The sequence below is a fragment of the Sphingobacterium sp. UBA5639 genome (assembly GCF_002421245.1).
Classification (GTDB): Bacteria; Bacteroidota; Bacteroidia; order Sphingobacteriales; family Sphingobacteriaceae; genus Sphingobacterium; species Sphingobacterium multivorum.
Map to the genome: position 1 here is coordinate 69,558 of NZ_DIJR01000012.1, position 20,965 is coordinate 90,522.

The window sequence follows — 20,965 nt, forward strand, 5'->3', positions numbered from 1 at the left end:
TCGATATTTTGTGTGATTAAAATTGGCTGCCATCTTTGCGACAACAATCAAAGATTCATAATAATCTAAGCAAAATGAAAAACTTTTTAACAGTATTACTTGCCTCCAGTATTTCGGTCAGCGCTGCTTATGCGACCAAAATCAAAGGTAAGGTATTGGATGGTCAGACTGGTGAAGCTATTGCTGGTGCAACAGTTTTCTTGGAACAAAGTGGGCTATCGACCAAAACACAATTGGATGGTTCGTTTGAATTCAAAGGATTATCTGCAGGTGTGGATAAGGTCCATATCAAGCATATGGCTTACGCCGAACTAATTAAAGAAATCGAGATTCAAAAAGAAAATACCCCTCATTTTATTTTTCAGCTGACATCGACCGAACAAACATTAATGGAAGTAACTATAAAAGGACGTCGAAACGGTGGGGATGACGATCCTAGCGCGCGGCGTTTAGAAAAGAATGCGTCACAAATTATGAATGTTGTTTCGGCGCGCGCAATAGAGATTTCTCCCGATATCACCGTCGCAAATGTTATACAGCGTGTTTCGGGTGTATCCATAGAAAGAAATTCGAATGGCGAGGGGCAATACGCAATTCTGAGAGGGATGGATAAACGTTACAACACGACTTTGGTGAATGGCGTAAAAGTTCCGAGTCCAGATAATAAATACCGTTATGTGCCTTTGGATTTATTTCCTTCAGATATGTTGGAACGCTTAGAAGTCTACAAGTCGCTAACACCAAATATGGAAGCCGATGCAGTAGGTGGGGTTGTCAATATGGTTATGAAATCGGCGCCGACAAAGCTATTGCTTCAAGCAAATTTGGCAACAGGTTATAGCCAACGTTATTTTAATCGGGATTTTGGAAGCTTTTCGACAAGCGGAACCTCGGCAAAATCGCCATATGAACAGCATGGGAAGAATTACAATGCAACCGCTGCTGATTTTAATAAGGGTGCATTAGATTATACTTATAAAAAGCCACTTCCAGACCTTGTCGGCAATTTGACAATAGGCAATCGGTATTTGGATGATAAATTGGGCGTTATTTTGGGTGCGAGTTATCAAAATTTACATCGTGGCAGTCGTTCTATTTTCTACAAATCGGCTGTCGTTGGCGTAAATCCCAATGCGGTAATTACTGAGCAGAGTGATCGTCAATATGATGAACAGCAACAACGCTTAGGTTTGCATAACAAGATCGACTATCGATTTAATCTGAATCATCGGATTAGCTTCTATCAAATGTATGTGAATTTAAATAACATGCAATTGCGTGATGCTGTGAATACGATATATAATGGCCAGTATGATCCCAGTATTGGTAAAGCCGAACTGACCTATGTGACAAGAAGTCGAAAAACACAGCAACAGATCTACAATGGTACCCTACAGGGGGATCATCATTTTTTAGATAATCGGCTGAATGTCCGTTGGTCAGGTGTGCTTTCTTCAGCGCGCAATCAATTGCCACAAAATACGATGATCAGTTTGGATGGCGTAGAAGAAAATTTTGAACGTAAAAGAACTTCTCTCGTCAATAAATCTCCTGTAACCTATCGTTGGGAGCGTAATACGGATAATGATCATGCAGGTTATTGGGATGTGGCTTATAAAGTTCCAATGGAAAACAGTAAGCTGGAGCTATCGACCGGAGGTCTGTATCGTGATAAACAGCGTAGTAGTTTTTACAATAACTACAACTTATCACCAGCTTCTGCAGAAGAGGCAAAGTATAAATACGGTGTGGATTTTCAGCGCTATACCGATCTCAATCTGACTGTCACCAATCCTACTGGAGCTGTCGCAAATCCACTAACTTACGACGCTGGTGAGAAGACCACAGCATTGTACGGCATGTTCAATTATGAGAATGACAAATGGCAGATGATCGGTGGAATCCGGATGGAACACAGCAATCAGAATTATAAATTATTGTTTCCTGCAGGAGAAAAAAGACCGGAGGGATCACAGATTTATACAGAATGGCTGCCAAGTTTGACCATGAAATATCATTTGGACGAAAAACAACAGCTTCATGCAGCCTATTATCGCGCGTTAAACCGACCTGGATTTTATGAAATTGTACCCTCAAGTGTGGTTAATGAAGAGTTTTTAGAAAAAGGAAACCCAGATTTAAAACATGCCTTAGCAGATAATTTCGATTTAAGGTATGAATTATTCCCTGAAGCTTCTTCCCAATTTCTTGTCGGTATGTTTTATAAGAAAATCAAAAACCCAATTGAATATACCTTTCAACCGGATGAGGTTCGTAAGCAGGATGTATACTACACTCCAGGTAATTTTGGTAATGCCAACAACTTTGGTGTCGAGGTTGATTACATCAAGTATATCCAGAAATTTGGTGTTAAGGCCAATTATACCTATACACATTCACGTATAACGACCGCTAAGATGTCGCGTCGAATCAATGAAACCACACAGGACCCAGAAGCGATAATCGTGGATCAAACTAGACCATTATATGGGCAAGCTGCACATGTGGCCAATCTATCATTGCTTTACAAAGATGCTAATAATGGCTGGGAAGGACAGTTGGCTGGATCTTATACCGGCTCACGGATCAATACAGTATCGCAATTTTTGAACGATGATTTATGGCAAAAGGGATTTGTTCAGTTAGATGCTTCTATTGAGAAAAAATTTAAAGCAGGTTGGGCCGTTTTTGCCAAAGCCAACAACATCTTGAATACACCCATGGAATTGTATGTGAAAGGAACAAATCCCGAAAATGAGAAGATCGCTGAAAAGCTTATTGAAGACGGAAATACATTGATTAGAAAGGATTTGTATGGACAGAACTATATCCTTGGTTTACGTTATTCGTTTAGTAAATAATAGACCCGCGTAAAACACAACATGTTTTAATCTGAACATGTACGGTGTGAAATAACAACAGTTTGTTTCGGTGAAGCTTTCCCTTTTTTGGAACGATCAAGTTTTGAACAAGTATGATTCGCTTCATCATTAAAATTAAATATATACAGATGAAAAATAAATGTATTTTATCGTTTCTAGCATTTTTTATCGTGGTGTTAAGCGCCTGTGAAAAAGCAAATATTGATGTTGATACTGCTGATGCCGATGGAAGTGCTATCGGCGAGGTCTCCGGTGTGTGGAGTAAGGGGAGTGTGCAGCATATTAAGGGGGATATTATTATTCCCGAAGGTAAGACACTAACGATTGAGGAAGGCGTAACTGTATTGATGGATTCTGTCAATAAGCCTGAAATTGTTGTTTTGGGTAATTTATATGCGTTAGGTACAGCTGAAAATCCTGTCAAGTTTACGGTTGAAGATGGGTATAAGACGAAGACGAATGAATTTGGCAAATTATGGGGAGGAATTTTAGCCGCTCCAAGCTGTCAGGAACTTGTTTTGGACAATACCATCATAGAGTATGGGGGTGCAATTACATCAGACGCGTCGACTTCTGTAAAGATGGGCTTGTATAAAAAAGTGTCTGGTGAAGCTTTACCAGCGCTATGGTTTTCTAATCCAAATGGAAAACTAGTGGTTCAAAATAGTACGGTAAGTCATTTTCACGAAGACTGCACGTATATTGAAGGAGGAAAAATCATTTTTGCTAACAACCGTTTCTTTTCCAATGGGGTGACAGGTGGAGAAGCGATGAATTTCAAATCCGGATGTCTTGCAGATGTTGCTTATAACCTAGTGTATAGTGTAAATACCAATGCATTAAAACTGTCCAATTCAGGAGACCGTACACCCCAGGCTTATATTATTGTTTACAATAATACCATGCTCAACACTGGATGGCGCAGACCGACAGCCAAAGGAGGTTCGATTTGGTTAGAAGCATCTGTCAGAGCCGAGATTTACAATAATCTTTATGCTAATACGCGGTTTGGAGTCAAGCGCGATCCGAAAAAGCCAGAAGATAACCGTTCTGTGTCAAGTAATAACTGGTACTATGGTTACAGCCAATTGAATGTAGATCAGTTTCAGGTCGGCAAAAATGATATTGTAGGCGGTAGTAATGATATTAGAGGTAAAGTGGCAGGAGATAATAATCCTAAATTTATAGCCTATCCTTTGGAAACCTCAGTCGACAACTATCTGTTTGACTCCACCTGGGATTTTCATCTCCAAGGGAATTCACCTGCATTAAAGGCTGGTACCCTTGCTTTTAAACCTCATTTTACGAGTGGCCTAGTGATGTCAAACGGTCTAATCTATAGTTCTCCCCAGCCAGCAGCATATGTTGGGGCATTCGGTTCCAAATTCTAATTTACTTCATATAATGACAAATTTAAAAACAATACTAACACTAACTTTGGGAGCATCAACCCTGCTTCAAATGGCATGCGAAAATGCGCAAACAAATAATATAGAATCAGTTAAGCCCGTTATTGTGACCGATGCTGTACGTTATGATTCGGATGATCCCGCAATTTGGATCAATAAGAGCGATCCGAGCAAGAGTTTGATTATAGCAACGGATAAAGATGCCGATGGAGCTTTATTCGTGTACGATTTACAGGGTAAAACGGTCAAAGAAAAAGTGGTTTCCAATTTAAAACGACCAAACAATGTTGATGTAGCCTACGGTTTGGTATTGGGGGGGAAACCTGTGGATATCGCCGTCACAACAGAGCGTATGACCCATAAATTGCGTGTCTTTTCATTACCCGATATGAAACCGATCGATCAAGGGGGACTGGATATGTTTGTTAGCGAAACTGAACCGGAATTTAGGGATCTGATGGGGATTGCCCTATATACTTCCCCAAAAGGAGAGATCTATGCTATTGTTGGACGGAAAAATGGACCAAAAGAAGGCTATTTGGGTCAATATTTATTGGAGGATAATGGTTCTGGTACGGTAAAAGCTACATTAGTTCGCAAATTTGGTTCATTTAGTGGAAAGAAAGAGATCGAGGCGATAGCGGTGGACAATGAGCTTGGATATATTTACTATTCGGACGAACAAGTTGGCGTAAAACAATACTATGCCGATCCAGCAAAGGGAAACCAACAGTTGGCATTATTTGCTACAACAGGTTTTAAAGAAGATCATGAAGGTATTTCGATTTATAAATTGACCGATAGTACCGGATATATCTTGGTGTCGGACCAGGGTGCAAATCGTTTTCAGGTCTTTAGTCGGGAAGGAACCCAAAGCAATCCTTTCGAACACAAATATCTGAAGACTGTACCGGTTATGGCAACACAAAGTGATGGTTCAGAAACGACCTCCTTTAATTTAAATGAAACCTTTAAACATGGCTTGTTTGTTACTATGAGCGACGATAAAACATTCCATTACTATAGATGGGAAGATATTGCCGGAGCGGATTTGAAAAAGAAATAGGTTATAGAATAAGTGCTAGAGCAACAGTTGTTATTTGATTACAGCTGTTGCTTTTTTTTGCTATTGGTAATATTTGTTTAAAATACCACGCGTTATGCTTTATGCACTGAGCGGAATTTTAAACCAAAAGGTTGATCCTTGACCAATCTGGCTGTTGACACCAATTTCTCCTTGATGTTTTTGAATAATTTCTTTGCAAATAAACAGCCCAATACCAAATCCCGACGCGTAACAATCTGCATCGTCATTTACACGATAGAATTTGTTGAATATTTGTTTCTGATCCTTGTGATTGATGCCTTTTCCTTGGTCTTTGATCTCGACTTCAAAATAACCTGATTGTATTGCCACATGCAGGGTAATTGTTGAATTACTGGGTGAATATTTAATGGCATTGTCCATGAAGTTGATTAGCACTTGTTCGATTTTATCACGATCGGCAATAATCTCCAAATTCGAATCTATTGCTCCTGTATAATGGATGAAGTGCTTTACCGATTTTAAAGAATAGATATTTTGAATATAATCGATTAAAGAGCAAACGTTAAATGTCTTTTTGCGAAGCACTAGCTTACCCTCATTTAATTGAGTAACATTTAAAAAGCCGTCAATTAAACCGCGCATACGCGTTGCTTGCTCATTCGATTGGTGGAGATATTGCATGCGCTTTTCGGTGCTCAGTGTACCTTCTTTGGCCTGAAGTAATTGGATATAGGCAATTAGTGAGGTCAACGGTGTTTTAAGTTCGTGACTTGCGATACTAATAAAGTCTAGTTTTTTCCTTTCTTCTTCCTTGTCATTGGTGCTGTCTATTATAGCGCCGTAGATCATATGTCTTGTTGTATCCGATTCCAATTGACTTCCACCTATTGACCTTAACCATTTTATCTTACCTGTTTTTTTATCTTTTATTTCACATTGACAATCGAAAGGAGATTGTTTATGTGTTACTTCCAGAAAAACATCATGCATGATAGTTCTGTACTGAGGCAGTATTTGGTCGAAAAAGTCAGCTTCTTTGATGTTGTCTTGCTGATCGAAGCCAAATAATTCACGGCAGCGATCATTGAGTTCCATTGTTTTGGTTTCCATGTCAATAGAAAATATACCGATACCGGCGGCTTCTACGATCATTCTAAACTGTTGATCTCTTTTGGCGATAAGTTGATGAATTGTTTCAAGCTTTTCGTGTTCTTGATGCTGGGTGGTAATATCTATAGCGGTACCTGCAAACCATTCGGGTTGTTGGTCTTGGTCAAAGTATACTCTTCCTTTACAGTGCAACCACCGTAACTGAAGATCTTGTGCTCCAATGGTTCTAAACTGTACGTCATAAACACCTTTGTTTTGATAAGTCAGTGATTTTTTGACTTCCTGATCGATTCTATTCCTATCTTCTGGATGAATATATTTAATGACTTCATTGTATGGAACATACTCACCTTTCGCAAACCCAAAGAGTTCCCGAGTCCGTTCATCCCAATTTACTAAGTAATTTTTACAATTTAAGGTCCATGTTCCCATCTCGGCCGACTGTAAAGCAAAATGATAATGTTCTTCACTCTCAATGATTTTCTTGAGTGCCCCCTTAAGTTTTTCATTGAGATCTTCAGTATGTTTAGATGACAAGGTGTAATTATTCGTTGGGCTCTTATAGTGTTTTCCTGCTATAAGATATTTTTGAGTTAATAAATCTTGTAGCAATTTTCGTTCAATGGTATTTTTTTCCTGCGTTTGTGGGTACTTGTCTTCATTTTCAGGTATCAGTCTAATTTGATTAAATATGCCATAAATTTCACCTTTTTCATCGATGAGCGGATGATATTCAAAAGTGTGCGTATAACCTAGTGAAGCCTGATTTTCCGTTTTGAGTTTAATCCTTATCTTTTCAATGACCGCAGTTTTTCCGTTTATCCAGACATTTTTCAGGAGGGGGATATAGGGTGTTAAATCTTCTCGTTGAAGACAATTTTCAAGACACTGCCCAATAATACGCTGATCACAACCCCAAAGTTTTAACATGTTAGTGCTTGCATAAGAAATATGGAGTTCTGCACTATCATAAATTGCGCAGGCATCCAATGAAGAGGTGAGAACGGCTAAAATATCTTTATCTGAACATATCATAACATAGCAAAAATTAAGTATTGATTAAAGCGATATCGCTATAGCTTGATTTAATAGCATACAAATATTGTTCCTTTCTCATGAGTTTTCGCTCTATCCATAAATGACCGGAGTTGTCGTACGGGATGAAATCCACTATTTTATTTGCCAGTTGATCCTGTGGGCTGTTTAATGTGAACTCATCATGTCGACAGTAGACTGGATAGAAAGTTGTATCTTTATTTTGTTTGCAGTCTGTTACTTTTTTATTTCAAATAGCGAATATGATAAATTATCGTTGCAGTATAAGTTTGGAAGAAAATAGAATTGAAAGTTTTTATTTAAATGCCATAGAAGATGAATACGGTTAAGATACTATTGGTTGAAGATCACATGGTCGTACGGAATGGTATTAAACTACTTTTAGAATCCCAGGGTGAATTTACGGTGATAGGCGAGGCATCTGATGGTGCAGAAGCGCTGTCTATATTGGCGAATGGTTTAGCTCCTGATATTGTTTTAACTGATATAAACATGGAGCATATGGACGGGATGGAGCTTTTAAAAATCATCAGTCAAAAATATCCATTGGTCAAAGTTGTGATATTGTCTATGCTAAATCAAATTCATTATGTTGTTGAAGGTTTTGAACATGGTCTTTCGGGCTACCTGTTGAAAAATATAGGTTACAATGAATTACTTTTTGGATTAAAGCATGTCGCTGAAGGCGGACGCTATATGAGCGAAGAAATTAGTATAGCCCTGCTTGAACAAGTTTCTTCCGGTCAAGTTTATAGGGATGCGGGCTCGAATATCATCCTCGATCTGGAAATAAACGATCGCGAGCTAGAAGTATTAGAGTTAATCGCTGACGGTTTTACAAATTTAGAAATTGCAGATAAAATCTTTTTGAGTAAGCGTACTGTTGAAGGATATCGGCAGAGCTTGATAGATAAAACAAGGGTAAAAAATACCGCGGAATTAGTAAAATATGCTTTTCAACATGGCTTATTAAAAAAATCATGATAACCATTTCTGTATTTGGTGAGCATGACGTAGCGGGCTATTATTGGAAGTCCGCGCATTCTATTACGTTATATTCGGTATTCTTTCTCGACAACGATTGAAAATAAATAGGCCAGCTCCAATAAGAATGAAGGGTATACTAAGCAGCTGTCCCATATTGATCAATAAGGAGTCTTCAAAATGCTCTTGATTGATTTTCAAAAACTCATCTAAAAACCTGAACGAAAACAGCAAAACCAACAGCAAGGCGAAATAGTTTCCATTGTTACGTCGAAGCTTGTTTTCTTTCCATAAACGATATAACAATACGAATAATAAGAGACAAAATAAGGCTTCATAAAGCTGTGCTGGATGCCGGGGGATAGTATCGATATGGGTAAACACAAAGGCCCAAGGTAAGCTACTTGCTGTGCCAATCATTTCAGAGTTCATTAAGTTGCCCAATCGAATGCAAACACCAGCTAAAGGGACGACCAAAGCAATCCGATCTGCAAGCCAGAGAAAAGGAAGTTGCTGTTTTTTTGCAAATAAATAGATTGCGATTAGTATGCCTATACCGCCACCGTGGCTTGCCAGCCCACCTTCCCATATGGCTAATATTTTTAAGGGATTATTGAGGTAATAACCGGGATCGTAAAATAATACATGCCCTAGTCTAGCGCCAATGACAGTACCAAAAACAATATAAATGGTTAGTTGATCTAAAAACTCGGGTGGCCGACCTTCTTTCTTAAATAATGATCCTAATATCTTATAACATAATACAATACCCAATAACCAAAATAGTCCGTACCAGCGAATAGGGTGTTCAATAAGTGGAATAACAAAGATATCACTATCTATAGTCCAGTTTATGTAAGTAAAGATTAGGCTATTTACCATATTACGTTTTAGCGTGATGCTTTATGATATAAGTATGTGGTATGGCTATTTCGTTACACGTTTTGATAAAAAAACGAAATTCTCTTTATCGATGCAAATATTGAGTCATATATTGCGATTATTAAATAGTAAGTTTTCATTGTTGACCAATTTGTATGTTTGTAGGAAGTAAAAGAAAATTAACTCTATCTGCGATCAATAATTGCACTCGGTGTTTTTACTGAGGAAGAATATTAACATAAGTATCAGTGGGGTTAAATACTTTTGAAAGTATATATTGGTTTTTTTGATAATATTCCGATATTCGACAATAGATAACATGATATGGATAGTAGTGCCTTGCCTATTTTTTTATAGCTGTTGATATCTTGTGAAAGCTTATTATAGTTAATGAAGGAGGTAATGGAAAAATATAAGACCTTCATGTAAATTTAAACAGATAGTTATATTCTGATGATACGAAATTTGACAAGATTTACTTTTTGTTTTTTATCTCTCGTGCTAATGGCACAGTTACTTTCTTGTTATCAAAGTGACCGTCAGACGTCTAGAAATAATGCGCATACTGAAGATAAGGCACTTGATTTAACCTATCAGGACACATTATTAAAATTTCTCGCTCTACAGGATTTTAGGGATCAATCTATTATAGCAAAGAAGACAACGGAGTTTGCTAAGGATAGATATTTTAATATTTCTGGCTATAATTGGATTTTTTTGGCGTATAACTACTTGTTGGATGATAAAATTGATTCAATAGAAATTGCGCTGAAAAACCTTGATGGGAGAACAATGTCTCCCGATTTGCATGTTCTGAAGGATTACTTTAAAATAAGAGCTAATTTTAGTTTTAATGATGTGACTACTATTGGCATCATGGAACAAATTATCGATGCGAAAGAATATGCATTAGCAAATAAAAGTAGGTTTAGTTTTCTTTTTTTTAATCTATTGGCCAATGCAAATTATCGCCGCGCTGATTATAACCAGGCACTCAAAGATAACGAGTCGTGGTATTATTATCATCCCAACAGATCCGACCCACATGTTGCACAGGCCTATCAGGAGATTAAATTTATACAGTATATTGAATTGCATGATTTTGAGAAATTAAAATTAACACTGGATAGCTGCAGATATTATGCAAATAAAACGGCTGATTCTGCTATTATTATGCGCATGTATAATTTACAGGCGCAGTATTTTTTTAGCATAGGTAATAGTCGAAAAGCAGTAGAGGCATCCCAAAAGTATTTTAATTATTTATCTTCAAGCAAGGCGCTCAATGCCTATGCGTATGCGAATTTGGCAAAAAATTTTTTGAATAATCATCAAGTGGACTCGGCGATCTATTATTTCAATGCTGGATTGCAGTTTATCAAAACACATAAAGGCAAGCAAAATAAATTATTCTATTACCAGAATCTACAAGTAGCACACGCATTAAAAGGAGATTATGAACGGGCTTATTTTACCTTAGATTCAGCCTATCAGGATTATAAAAATAGCACAAAAAGTATTGAAAATGATCGTATCAATGAGATCAATACACGATATGAAACTGAAAAAAAGGACCAGGCTATTCAGCTTTTAAAAACAACAAATGCCTTCAACCATCAGATTATGGTCCAACAGCGTTGGATTTTTGTTATTTTATTTGCGCTGATCTTTAGTATTGCATTCTTCATTTATTATCGGAATAAACAAAAGTTGTTGAAAAATATTAATCAGCGTATAGTTGCCGAAAACAGACAATTAATTTTAGAGCAAAAGACACGACAAAACCAGCTTAATCCGCATTTTATTTATAATGCTATAGCTAATTTGCAAGGTTTGATCAGTAGTGAACAAAAAGCAAAAGCAAATCAATACCTCATCCTGTTGTCCCGTCAAATTCGTGATATACTCGAATTAAATAGGGAGGAGTATATTTCTTTGGATCAAGAAATTAAATCATTAAAGAATTATATACTTTTACAGCAGATGCGCTATCAAGATGTATTTGATTTTGAAATTGAGAGCGGTAATTTGGATGTGGACGATGTCATGATTCCCCCCATGTTGATTCAGCCGTTTGTTGAAAACGCTTTTGAACATGCTTTCAAAAATTTAAATTATCGCGGACAGTTACAAATTCTTTTTAATCAGCAAGCAGATCAATTGCATATTGTTATCAGTGATAATGGTTGGGGAATGCGCACAGATAAAAAAGAGAATGCGCACAAGACATCTCTTTCACAGGTGATTACCAAAGAGCGTCTTGAACTTTTATTTACTGATCCAAAGCAAAAAGCAAGGATTGAAATAAAACCCAATTATAAAGAGGATAAAAGTGGATATCGTGTAGAAATTTATATCCCACTTGTTTTATATTTTAATTAAATACGTGAAATTATGAAAGTTTATATTCTTGAAGACGAGCATAACATCTATCTGTATATTAAGTCTCTGTTAGATGCGATACCCTATGTTCAGATAGTAGGTTATAGTCCCTCTATTGCCCAGGCAGAACGTGAATTGCTTGAATCTAATCCAGATCTTATTTTAGCCGATATTCAATTGAAAGACGGATCCAGTTTATCCTTCCTTTCAGAACTGAAATTGGATATTAATACCATCTTTATAACAGCATTTAACCAGTATGCCATAGAAGCCCTAAATATAGGTGCCATTGCGTATTTATTAAAGCCATTAGTCCCAGAACAATTTATGGAAGCTATTGAAAAATGTTATAAAAAAAATACGGAATTTAAGTTCAATAGCATGCAATTAAGTATGGCCGAAAGCTATCTGAAATCTCCAAGTAGACCTCGTAAGATAGCGCTTCGTACATTTGAATATACCCAGATCGTGAATATTGATGATATTCTTTATTGTCATGGAGATAAAGGGTATACTACATTTTATATCAAAGACAATAAACCGATGATGGTTTCAAAAGTCCTTAAGCATTTTGAAACGATGCTTCCTGAATCTGAATTTATTCGTTGTCATCAATCTTATTTAATCAATGCCAATTATATTAAAAAATATTTCAAGGATGGCCAAATAGAAATGTCTGATGGTAAAATGATTCCTGTTGCGACCAGAAAAAAAGATGTCATCCAACAATTCTTGAATGATATATAAGAATTGAAATAGTAAAGATTCCGTTTTAGCACTGTGTTTATTTGCTAAAAAATATAGCTTTCGTCTTTAATACTAAAATATTTAGTATTACATTTGTATGTACTATTAAATAGGAGGGGTTATGATGTTAGATGATAAACAAGCTTTGATTAGCAAACTTAAAAAAGACTTACTGTCGTGGCAGGGAGTAGCTCAAAGTTTGAATGATGAATGCGCTATAGATTTGGGGCCTTTGGAAAAAGCTTTTCCAAATGGAATCTTTCCCAAAGGTGTTATACATGAATTTGTTAGCTTTAACCGCATGGATAGTGCTGCTTCCTGTGGATTTATTGGTGCTTTGCTTGGAAAACTGATGCAAAATGATGGGATTTGTATTTGGATAGGCTCTATTCAAACGGTATTTCCTGCTGCTATCAAATCATTTGGAGTTGATCCGGCCTCGATTGTTTTTGTCTCCATGAAACGGGAAAGAGATGTTTTATGGGCAATGGAAGAAGCGTTGAAATGCCATGGCATAACAGCCGTATTGGCTGAAATACATCAGCTGGATTTTATTCAGTCAAGGCGCCTTCAACTTGCCGTAGAAAAAAGCCGGGTGACAGGATTTATACTTCAACATAACCCCAAGATCTTGTTGGCGACGAGTTGTGCTGCACGTTGGAAGGTTACTTCTTTACCTAGTCAATCGGATGATGGATTACCTGGTATTGGTTACCCCTGTTGGGAAGTAGAGCTGCTTAAGGTAAGAAATGGTAATCCAGCCAAAGGACAAATTATCTGGTCTCCACAAGGATTTAGAACATTCCTCAAAAAAGATGTGCAGATCACAGATTGGACCTATAATTATCAAAATTTAGGCTAGCCATGAAAAAAAGATTTGCGTCCCTTTGGTTTCGTTACTTAAAAACAGATTGGCTTACTGTCTGTAAGCCACATTTGCAGGATGTTCCTGTTGTTTTGTCTGTCGCTGTGCAAGGAAAATTAATCGTTAGTGCGTGTAACGCATTTGCAGAGCAAGCGGGGATACATGCAGGTATGGCTATAGCAGATGCACGGGCATTTATTCCATCACTTAAAATCATCAAAGAGCAAGCTGGATTGGCTGAAAAATTACTCCATTCCATAGCAGATTGGTGCATAAGGTATACACCATGGGTTTCATTGGATGAGCCGGATGGAATTATGCTCGATATAAGTGGTTGTGCACATCTTTGGGGTGGAGAGGCAACTTACTTAACAAGTATTGTTTCTCAATTTAAACAACATGGTTATACTGTGCGCATGGGCATTGCTGATACCATTGGGGCCGCATGGGCTATCACACATTTTGGTTCTGAAAATACGATTATAAATGAACAGGCGCAGTCAGAGGCACTTTTTCCCTTGCACCCTGCAGCACTACGATTGGAAGAGGTTCAATTGAAAAGGTTGCAATCGCTTGGACTACAGTCAATAGGAAGTTTTGCAAAAATGCCGCGTTCAGTCTTGCGTAGAAGATTTGGTGACAGCCTATTACTTCGACTGGATCAGGCCATGGGGCTGGAAGATGAATTTGTTCTTCCTATAAAAGCTAATTTACCGTATGAAGAGCGATTACCTTGTCTCGAACCCATCTGTACAGCACACGGTATTGAACTGGCGCTGGAAGAGTTATTAAACAAGTTGTGTAAACGTTTGTCGGGAGAGGGGAAAGGATTACGTGCAGCTGAATTGAATTGCCACCGCGTGGATGGGAAATTAGAGACAATCAGCATTGAGACTAATCGTGCTACTGCCCAGGTCAAACATATCCTTCAATTATTTGCCATAAAGATTCCACAGATTGAACCGGCATTGGGGATTGAATTATTTACTTTGGAGGTTTCAAAAGTTGAAATCGCAGATCCTATTCAGGAAAATCTTTGGAACAATAGAATTGGCCTCAAAAACCCGACAGTTACCGAACTGTTAGATCGCTTGAAAAGTAGAGACGCCAATTGTGAGATTTCACGCTATGTTCCGTCTGCACATTACTGGCCCGAGCGATCCATGAAAATAGCGACTACACTAGATGAGGTTGCAACTGTTGACTGGCAAATGGCAAGACCACGTCCGACGCGATTATTGAAGGTTCCGGAACGTATTATTGTTACCGCTCCCATACCCGATTATCCCCCCATCTTGTTCCGTTATAAGGGAGACACCTATACGATCAGAAAAGCAGATGGCCCCGAACGTATTGAGCGTGAATGGTGGATTGATCCAGGCGAACATCGGGATTACTATGCGGTAGAAGATCTGCGAGGCCGGCGTTTTTGGCTGTATCGTTCGGGGCATTATGACGGGCATACGGATCAATGGTTTATACACGGTTTTTTTGCTTAAGCATGGGCTATTGTGAATTACAGATAACAAGTAATTTTAGTTTTCTCGAAGGTGCTTCACACCCTGAGGAACTGATCGAAAGGGCTGCTCAATTAGGGTATCATGCTGTTGCAGTAACCGACCGTAATAGCCTTGCTGGGATCGTTCGTGCGCATATCGAGGCTAAAAAAGTAGGTATACGACTTATTCCTGCCTGTCGTTTAGATTTACAGGATGGCCCAAGTTTATTGGCCTACCCAACAGATAAAGAGGCTTATGGCCGACTCTCAACATTGTTAACGCTTGGAAATTTAAGGACCGAAAAAGGAAAATGCGAGTTATATAAAAACGATGTATTTCAATACGCTGAAGGGATTATATTCATTATTTGTCCACCTGAAAAATTGGTGTTGGGGTTTGAGCTTGAACATTCATTTATTGAGTTTGCTCAGGAATGTCAACAGCATCTCCAGGGCTATCTTAATCTAGGAATAAAAAAACTCTATCGTGGAGATGATGCTAAATTATTGTTTCGGATAAATCAGCTGGGCGAACAATTGGATATCCCGAGGGTGGTACTTGGTGATGTATATTATCATGTCCCTGAAAGGCGTGAATTGCAGGATATTTTAACCTGCATTCGTGAAAAATGTACGATACATACGGCTGGATTTCATTTACATCCTAATGCGGAGCGTTATCTCAAATCAATACCTGAAGTTGAACGTTTGTTTAGGCTGTATCCTGAGGCCGTAGCACAGAGTGTAAAAATAGCCAATGCTTGTCGTTTTGCCCTAGATGATTTGAAGTACATCTATCCAGATGAATTATCATCCCATGGTCGAACGACGCAGGAGGAATTAACTTATTTAACCTGGGAAGGGGCAAAAAAACGATTTGATGGTGATATTCCAGCAACAGTTCGTGAAACGATTCAAATGGAACTTGATTTTATCGAACGCAAAAATTATGCTTCTTATTTTTTAACTGTATACGATTATGTCCGGTTTGCAAAGGAAAAAGGAATTTTATGCCAGGGACGTGGATCGGCAGCAAATTCTACGGTCTGTTACTGTTTGGGCATTACTTCTGTTGACCCATCAAAATACAGGCTTTTATTTGCACGATTTATGTCCGATGCACGCGATGAACCGCCGGACATAGACGTCGACTTTGAACATGAGCGTCGAGAAGAAGTGATCCAGTATATTTATGAGAAATATGGTCGAAATCGTGCTGCTATCGTAGCAACTGTCACACAGGTCCGCTCCAAAGGCGCAATACGTGATGTTGGCAAGGCGATGGGGCTTTCCATGGATGCGGTAGGGCGTTTAGCAGGGGTAGTGAGTAGCCATTGGGACGATGATATCAATTTGGAACGTTTGGTTGAACAGGGCTTTAATCCCGAAGGTCAACATTTGCGAAAAATTCTCGAATTGACGCACCAATATATTGGCTTTCCACGTCAATTGGGGCAGCATACGGGCGGCTTTGTTATTACGCAAGGTAATTTGCATGAGCTTTGTCCCTTAATAAATGCCCGCATGGATAATCGGACAAATCTCGAATGGAATAAAGATGATCTTGAGGCACTGGGTTTTCTAAAGGTTGATGTACTTGCTTTGGGGATGTTGACCTGTATACGCAAAGCTTTTGACCTCGCTAAAAAGCATTATGGAAAAGAGCTTACCCTGGCTGATATTGGGGCAAAAGACGATCCAAAGGTTTACGATATGATCTGTCATGCGGATACCTTAGGTGTATTCCAGATCGAAAGCCGGGCCCAGATGTCGATGTTGCCGCGATTAAAACCGCGCGAATTTTATGATCTGGTTATTGAGGTGGCTATCGTACGGCCTGGACCAATACAAGGCGATATGGTGCATCCTTATTTGCGTCGGCGAAATAAAGAGGAAGATGTCGATTATCCAAGTACAGAGATCCAAACCATTCTTGAAAAAACCTTGGGCGTCCCCCTTTTTCAGGAGCAGGCCATGGAAATTGCCATTGTTGCTGCGGGATTTACTCCTGCAGAGGCCGACGAATTGCGCCGAAGCATGGCTACATTCAAAGCCAAAGGGCAGGTGTCGACTTTTCACAAAAAGATGGTCGATGGTATGGTAAAGAAAAACTATACGGAAGAGTTTGCAAATCGAGTTTTTAAGCAATTGGAAGGTTTTGGCAGTTACGGTTTTCCAGAGAGTCACGCAGCGTCTTTTGCATTACTGGTGTATGTGTCCTCATGGCTTAAGTATTACTATCCGGATATTTTTGCAGCATCCTTACTCAATAGTCAGCCCATGGGGTTCTATCAGCCAGCACAAATTGTTATTGATGCACAGAAACACGGGGTAAAAGTACGTCCTATTGATATCAATCATTCTTTGTGGGACAATACCTTAGAAGGAGAAATTGGAAAACCACATGACCTTCGATTAGGCTTACGTCAGATCAAAGGATTTTCAATGGAAGAGGCTGCTGTGCTGACACAAGGTCGGCAGTCTGCTTATGCATCCATTACTGGTATGATGGATGTTGGACTATCTCTTACTGCGTTGGAGAAGTTAGCTGATGCAGATGCCTTTACATCATTAGGTATTGATCGTCGGCAAGCACTTTGGGAAATTACAGCATTGGCGGATCGTCCGATTGCATTATTTGAAGGTCAACCCTCTGAAAGTATAGTAGAAGGACAGATCGAACTGCCATTGCTCACGAAAAGCCAACATGTAGTGGCCGACTATGCAAGAACCTCGCTATCCATTAAAGCACATCCCGTGAGTTTCTTGCGCGGTAAGCTTGATCTACTCCATGTCGTGCCCACAGCAAAATTAGGTCTGATCAAAAATAATATACTCGTGAAAATATGCGGATTGATTACGGTTAGACAACGACCAGGAACCTCTAAAGGTGTTTTATTTATCACCATTGAAGATGATACCGGTTTTGCAAATATTGTCGTTTGGAGTACTGTATTTGAAAAATATCGAAAAGAAATTCTTCGCGCAAAACTCCTGATGGTCGCGGGTAAAATTCAAGTTGAAGGAGAGGTTATTCATGTAATAGCAGAACGATGCTTTGATATGTCAGGTTTGTTAAAAGATCTGACAACAGATGGCGACAATGCTGCAGGTATTTTTCATAAGGGAAGAAATTTTCATTGATCTTTCATTTATTAATCTGATTTTTGATCTAAAATGGTTCAGTGCTAATCGATAGCGAAGCAATCCATAGAAATTAAACGGTATGACTAAGAATATTCTCGTAAATACAATCGAAATTGATAAAGCAACTATTCGTGAATTAATTAAACAGGGCGATGTTAATGCCGCAATTGATTTGGTTGCTACAGGGGCAAATGTAAAGTATAAAGCTGCCCGGGATATAGTGCAAATGTTTCAAGAAGATCATATTGATCTTTTTGATGGTAAAGACTTATTTTTAGGTGATTATGACCGGGTTGAACATCGTGACGATGCTGACAGAGCAGATCACAAAAGATCTACATTTTTGGAAGTGGAAACAAATGAGCATGGCCGGACCAGTATTTGGAAGGCACTTTTTATTTTTTCTGTCCTTGCACTATTTGCTTTTGTTATCTTAAATTACGTTGTTGGTTTTAATCAAATAGGACATCATATTTCAGAACTTACGCAGTTATTCGATAAAAATGAAAGCTCAGCTGCTGACACATCCAAACAAAATATCGCCTTAAGTGTTGGAGCCACCCAGGTGGACGATGTTGAAGACCTCCATCCCGTAGATACAAATCTCTTACCAATGGATGTGAGGCAGGCCGAAATAGCACGAATATATCAGGCTCAGTTCGGCCGATTGAACCCCGCAAAACATTCGCCAACGGATGAAGATGCACAGCTTGCTTTAATTCACCTTACCAAAGGACGGTTGACGGACCTTATTATTCAACAAAAATTAAGTGTAAAAATAGGGAAGTGTTATGAAAACCTGGCCATGAAAGATAAGGGAACTTGCGTGAGTTGCATGATACTACTTTATAATAGAGCGCAGAAAAAATGGCAAGAAGCACCCGATGGGGAAAATTTCCTGCGTAATGCTTATGACTTTTACTTGTCCCCTGATTCAGATTTGTGGGAAGCTGGTCCCTTGAGTATGCGCATACCCTATGATTATGCTTTAGTGAACAAATATAAGGCAGCAAATTAGGGGCCTTAACCCTTATATAAAATAGGATAAATCAGCTAAACCCCATACAAATTACCTGCTATTTTACCTTTTGTGAAGGTAAATAAGCTATAAAACCTAGGACAAATAAGAGCAATATGACCGATAGTGCGATCGAGTAACCATAAGCTGATGAAATATGCTGCCAAATGAAAAATTTATTTTCTTTTTGATGTAGAAATACACCGACGATAAATGTGATTCCCAGGCATATTGATAATTGTTGTATCGTAAGATAGATGGCAGATCCGACGGAAATTAATTTTTCATTGAGGTCTTTTAAGGCAAGAGTCATTAATGCAGGTAGTACACTACCGCAACCAATGCCGTAAAAAAAGAACAGGGTATGTATCTGGTAGTTATTTAAAAGCATCCTATTAAAAATGAAAAGATGTGCAACAAATCCCAAAATCATGATGCCTAATCCATAAAGCACCACAATTTTTCCATGACGCTGTACCAACTTGCTGACCATAACGCTTGCCAATACATAACCTATACCTTGATAAACAAAGGCAATTCCGGTCATTGTTGCTGTATAATTCTTTTGATTTTGAAGGTAATTGGAATTTATGATAAAATAAGCGTCCTGTACCATATAGTAGGCTAATGCGGCCAGCAGACCCAAATTGAAAACCCGATTATTGAATAAGGTGAAATTGAGTACGCTAGGATAGCCCATCTTTTCTAATTTACGCTGTTTTTTTAGAAATAGCTGGACAAAAACAAGCGTTGTTCCCAGGACCAGCAGTGACCATATTGGCCATTTCAAGTCAGGCCCCATGATTAATGGAAAAATTATTCCCATTAAAAGCGTAAATAATGTTACCATTGGTTTAAAAGAAACAGCGGATTTAACGTAGACTTGATCGTTAGCTGTATAACGATAGACAGCAAAGCAGGCGACCACCCCAATGGGAACATTAATTAAAAAGATAAGACGCCAGCTTTCATGTATCCAGGTCTGGTCGGGAAGTATTCCGCCCAATAATTGACCGATGACAGAAGCGATGCCTGCTATACTCCCATAAATACCCAATGCCATTGATCTCTTCTCGGGATTTTCAAAACGTAAGGTGATCAATGCGATACCCTGTGGAACCATCAATCCAGAACTAATCCCTTGGATCAATCTTCCGGCCAATAAAATGTAAAGATTATCGGCTAAGCCACATAAAAGAGAGGCTACTGTAAAACCAGCCATGCCAATTAAATATAATTTCTTCTTTCCATAATGATTTCCGGCATTCCCTGCATTGATTAGAAGACTTGTGTAACCAATGATATATAGTATTATGATCCATTGCGTATCACTATTGCGTAGATGTAGCGCATGTTGAACCGTGGGAAGAGAAACATTAATGATAAAAAGATCGATGACGAAAAGAAATATACCCGTTGAAAGGAGGAAAATATGAAGTAGATCCTTAATTTGAAAGCGCATATAGAAAGTTTTTAATAATTTTACGATTAAAAATAGTTTGGATATTTTTTGCAATCAAGTAGTTATAAATGATGTACTTGGTATGTTTTTATGAACTAATGGTCAGTATGAGGAGATTATGAAGGAAAAAAAAAGTGAAAATTTTGGAGCCTGGTGTGATGTCAACGGAATTTTTAAGATAATTGGCGGAAAATGGAAAGTTTTGCTCATTAAGGCTGTTGCCAAACAATGCCCCAAAAGATTTGGAGAACTACGGCGGGAAATGGAAGATCTGGCGCAAACGACCTTGACCGTTCAACTCCGTGAGCTCGAACGTGATGGTATTTTATGTAGACAGATTTATGCTGAATCTCCACCACGTGTGGAGTATAAACTTAGCGAATTAGGTAAAACTTTACTGCCGGTCATTGAAAGACTTGATGAGTGGTGGTGTGATTACAAACGCGAAAGGGGATAGGCATTTAGTTTATATTCC

14 protein-coding genes are annotated in these 20,965 nt (G+C 38.5%); 11 read left to right on the plus strand and 3 right to left on the minus strand.

Annotated features, from left to right (window positions below):
- Positions 1-74 precede the first annotated feature (74 nt).
- The 3 genes from B4Z90_RS08720 to B4Z90_RS08730 all read left to right on the plus strand — a co-directional run bounded on the left by B4Z90_RS08720 (position 75) and on the right by B4Z90_RS08730 (position 5,357).
- Positions 75-2,861: a TonB-dependent receptor gene (locus B4Z90_RS08720; protein WP_286801964.1), complete on the plus strand. Its 2,787-nt coding sequence runs from the start codon at positions 75-77 to the stop codon at positions 2,859-2,861.
- Between the two features lie 149 nt (positions 2,862-3,010).
- Positions 3,011-4,273 (plus strand): right-handed parallel beta-helix repeat-containing protein, encoded by a 1,263-nt coding sequence (locus tag B4Z90_RS08725; protein WP_286801965.1) that lies wholly within the window; start codon positions 3,011-3,013, stop codon positions 4,271-4,273.
- A gap of 13 nt (positions 4,274-4,286) precedes the next feature.
- Positions 4,287-5,357, plus strand: coding sequence for a phytase (locus tag B4Z90_RS08730; protein WP_084823135.1), 1,071 nt, complete (start codon positions 4,287-4,289; stop codon positions 5,355-5,357).
- A gap of 99 nt (positions 5,358-5,456) precedes the next feature.
- On the opposite strand, the gene B4Z90_RS08735 is transcribed toward B4Z90_RS08730, so the two are convergent.
- Positions 5,457-7,484 (minus strand): sensor histidine kinase, encoded by a 2,028-nt coding sequence (locus tag B4Z90_RS08735; protein WP_286801966.1) that lies wholly within the window; start codon positions 7,482-7,484, stop codon positions 5,457-5,459.
- A gap of 336 nt (positions 7,485-7,820) precedes the next feature.
- Between B4Z90_RS08735 and B4Z90_RS08740 the strand changes: the two genes are divergently transcribed.
- Positions 7,821-8,489: a response regulator gene (locus tag B4Z90_RS08740; RefSeq protein ID WP_070563855.1), complete on the plus strand. Its 669-nt coding sequence runs from the start codon at positions 7,821-7,823 to the stop codon at positions 8,487-8,489.
- 63 nt (positions 8,490-8,552) lie between these two features.
- Here the strand turns inward: B4Z90_RS08740 and lgt are convergent, their stop codons facing one another.
- Positions 8,553-9,371, minus strand: a complete 819-nt coding sequence (gene lgt / locus B4Z90_RS08745; RefSeq protein WP_286801969.1) for a prolipoprotein diacylglyceryl transferase — start codon at positions 9,369-9,371, stop codon at positions 8,553-8,555.
- A 504-nt stretch (positions 9,372-9,875) separates the two neighbouring features.
- Here lgt and B4Z90_RS08750 point away from each other — a divergent pair.
- The 6 genes from B4Z90_RS08750 to B4Z90_RS08775 all read left to right on the plus strand — a co-directional run bounded on the left by B4Z90_RS08750 (position 9,876) and on the right by B4Z90_RS08775 (position 19,028).
- The gene (locus B4Z90_RS08750; protein ID WP_286801970.1) at positions 9,876-11,753 is read left to right on the plus strand and encodes a sensor histidine kinase; all 1,878 of its coding nucleotides are present in this window, start codon (positions 9,876-9,878) and stop codon (positions 11,751-11,753) included.
- 12 nt (positions 11,754-11,765) lie between these two features.
- Positions 11,766-12,500, plus strand: a complete 735-nt coding sequence (locus B4Z90_RS08755) for a LytR/AlgR family response regulator transcription factor (protein ID WP_046673530.1) — start codon at positions 11,766-11,768, stop codon at positions 12,498-12,500.
- A 121-nt stretch (positions 12,501-12,621) separates the two neighbouring features.
- Positions 12,622-13,362, plus strand: a complete 741-nt coding sequence (locus B4Z90_RS08760) for an ImuA family protein (protein ID WP_070563863.1) — start codon at positions 12,622-12,624, stop codon at positions 13,360-13,362.
- A gap of 2 nt (positions 13,363-13,364) precedes the next feature.
- The gene (locus B4Z90_RS08765) at positions 13,365-14,864 is read left to right on the plus strand and encodes a Y-family DNA polymerase (protein WP_286801972.1); all 1,500 of its coding nucleotides are present in this window, start codon (positions 13,365-13,367) and stop codon (positions 14,862-14,864) included.
- A 2-nt stretch (positions 14,865-14,866) separates the two neighbouring features.
- The gene (locus B4Z90_RS08770) at positions 14,867-18,007 is read left to right on the plus strand and encodes an error-prone DNA polymerase (RefSeq protein ID WP_286801974.1); all 3,141 of its coding nucleotides are present in this window, start codon (positions 14,867-14,869) and stop codon (positions 18,005-18,007) included.
- Positions 18,008-18,089: 82 nt separating this feature from the next.
- On the plus strand, positions 18,090-19,028 hold the full coding sequence (locus B4Z90_RS08775; RefSeq protein WP_286801975.1) for a hypothetical protein: 939 nt from the start codon (positions 18,090-18,092) through the stop codon (positions 19,026-19,028).
- A gap of 58 nt (positions 19,029-19,086) precedes the next feature.
- On the opposite strand, the gene B4Z90_RS08780 is transcribed toward B4Z90_RS08775, so the two are convergent.
- Positions 19,087-20,490 (minus strand): MFS transporter, encoded by a 1,404-nt coding sequence (locus B4Z90_RS08780; protein WP_286801976.1) that lies wholly within the window; start codon positions 20,488-20,490, stop codon positions 19,087-19,089.
- A gap of 118 nt (positions 20,491-20,608) precedes the next feature.
- On the opposite strand from B4Z90_RS08780, the gene B4Z90_RS08785 reads away from it, so the two are divergent.
- Positions 20,609-20,947, plus strand: a complete 339-nt coding sequence (locus B4Z90_RS08785; protein WP_286801978.1) for a winged helix-turn-helix transcriptional regulator — start codon at positions 20,609-20,611, stop codon at positions 20,945-20,947.
- Positions 20,948-20,965: the final 18 nt, after the last annotated feature.

Coding starts and splice junctions, on each gene's coding strand:
- B4Z90_RS08720 (WP_286801964.1), top strand. CDS start 75: ATGAAAAACTTTTTAACAGTATTACTTGCCTCCAGTATTTCGGTCAGC.
- B4Z90_RS08725 (WP_286801965.1), top strand. CDS start 3,011: ATGAAAAATAAATGTATTTTATCGTTTCTAGCATTTTTTATCGTGGTG.
- B4Z90_RS08730 (WP_084823135.1), top strand. CDS start 4,287: ATGACAAATTTAAAAACAATACTAACACTAACTTTGGGAGCATCAACC.
- B4Z90_RS08735 (WP_286801966.1), bottom strand. CDS start 7,484: ATGATATGTTCAGATAAAGATATTTTAGCCGTTCTCACCTCTTCATTG.
- B4Z90_RS08740 (WP_070563855.1), top strand. CDS start 7,821: ATGAATACGGTTAAGATACTATTGGTTGAAGATCACATGGTCGTACGG.
- lgt (WP_286801969.1), bottom strand. CDS start 9,371: ATGGTAAATAGCCTAATCTTTACTTACATAAACTGGACTATAGATAGT.
- B4Z90_RS08750 (WP_286801970.1), top strand. CDS start 9,876: ATGGCACAGTTACTTTCTTGTTATCAAAGTGACCGTCAGACGTCTAGA.
- B4Z90_RS08755 (WP_046673530.1), top strand. CDS start 11,766: ATGAAAGTTTATATTCTTGAAGACGAGCATAACATCTATCTGTATATT.
- B4Z90_RS08760 (WP_070563863.1), top strand. CDS start 12,622: ATGATGTTAGATGATAAACAAGCTTTGATTAGCAAACTTAAAAAAGAC.
- B4Z90_RS08765 (WP_286801972.1), top strand. CDS start 13,365: ATGAAAAAAAGATTTGCGTCCCTTTGGTTTCGTTACTTAAAAACAGAT.
- B4Z90_RS08770 (WP_286801974.1), top strand. CDS start 14,867: ATGGGCTATTGTGAATTACAGATAACAAGTAATTTTAGTTTTCTCGAA.
- B4Z90_RS08775 (WP_286801975.1), top strand. CDS start 18,090: ATGACTAAGAATATTCTCGTAAATACAATCGAAATTGATAAAGCAACT.
- B4Z90_RS08780 (WP_286801976.1), bottom strand. CDS start 20,490: ATGCGCTTTCAAATTAAGGATCTACTTCATATTTTCCTCCTTTCAACG.
- B4Z90_RS08785 (WP_286801978.1), top strand. CDS start 20,609: ATGAAGGAAAAAAAAAGTGAAAATTTTGGAGCCTGGTGTGATGTCAAC.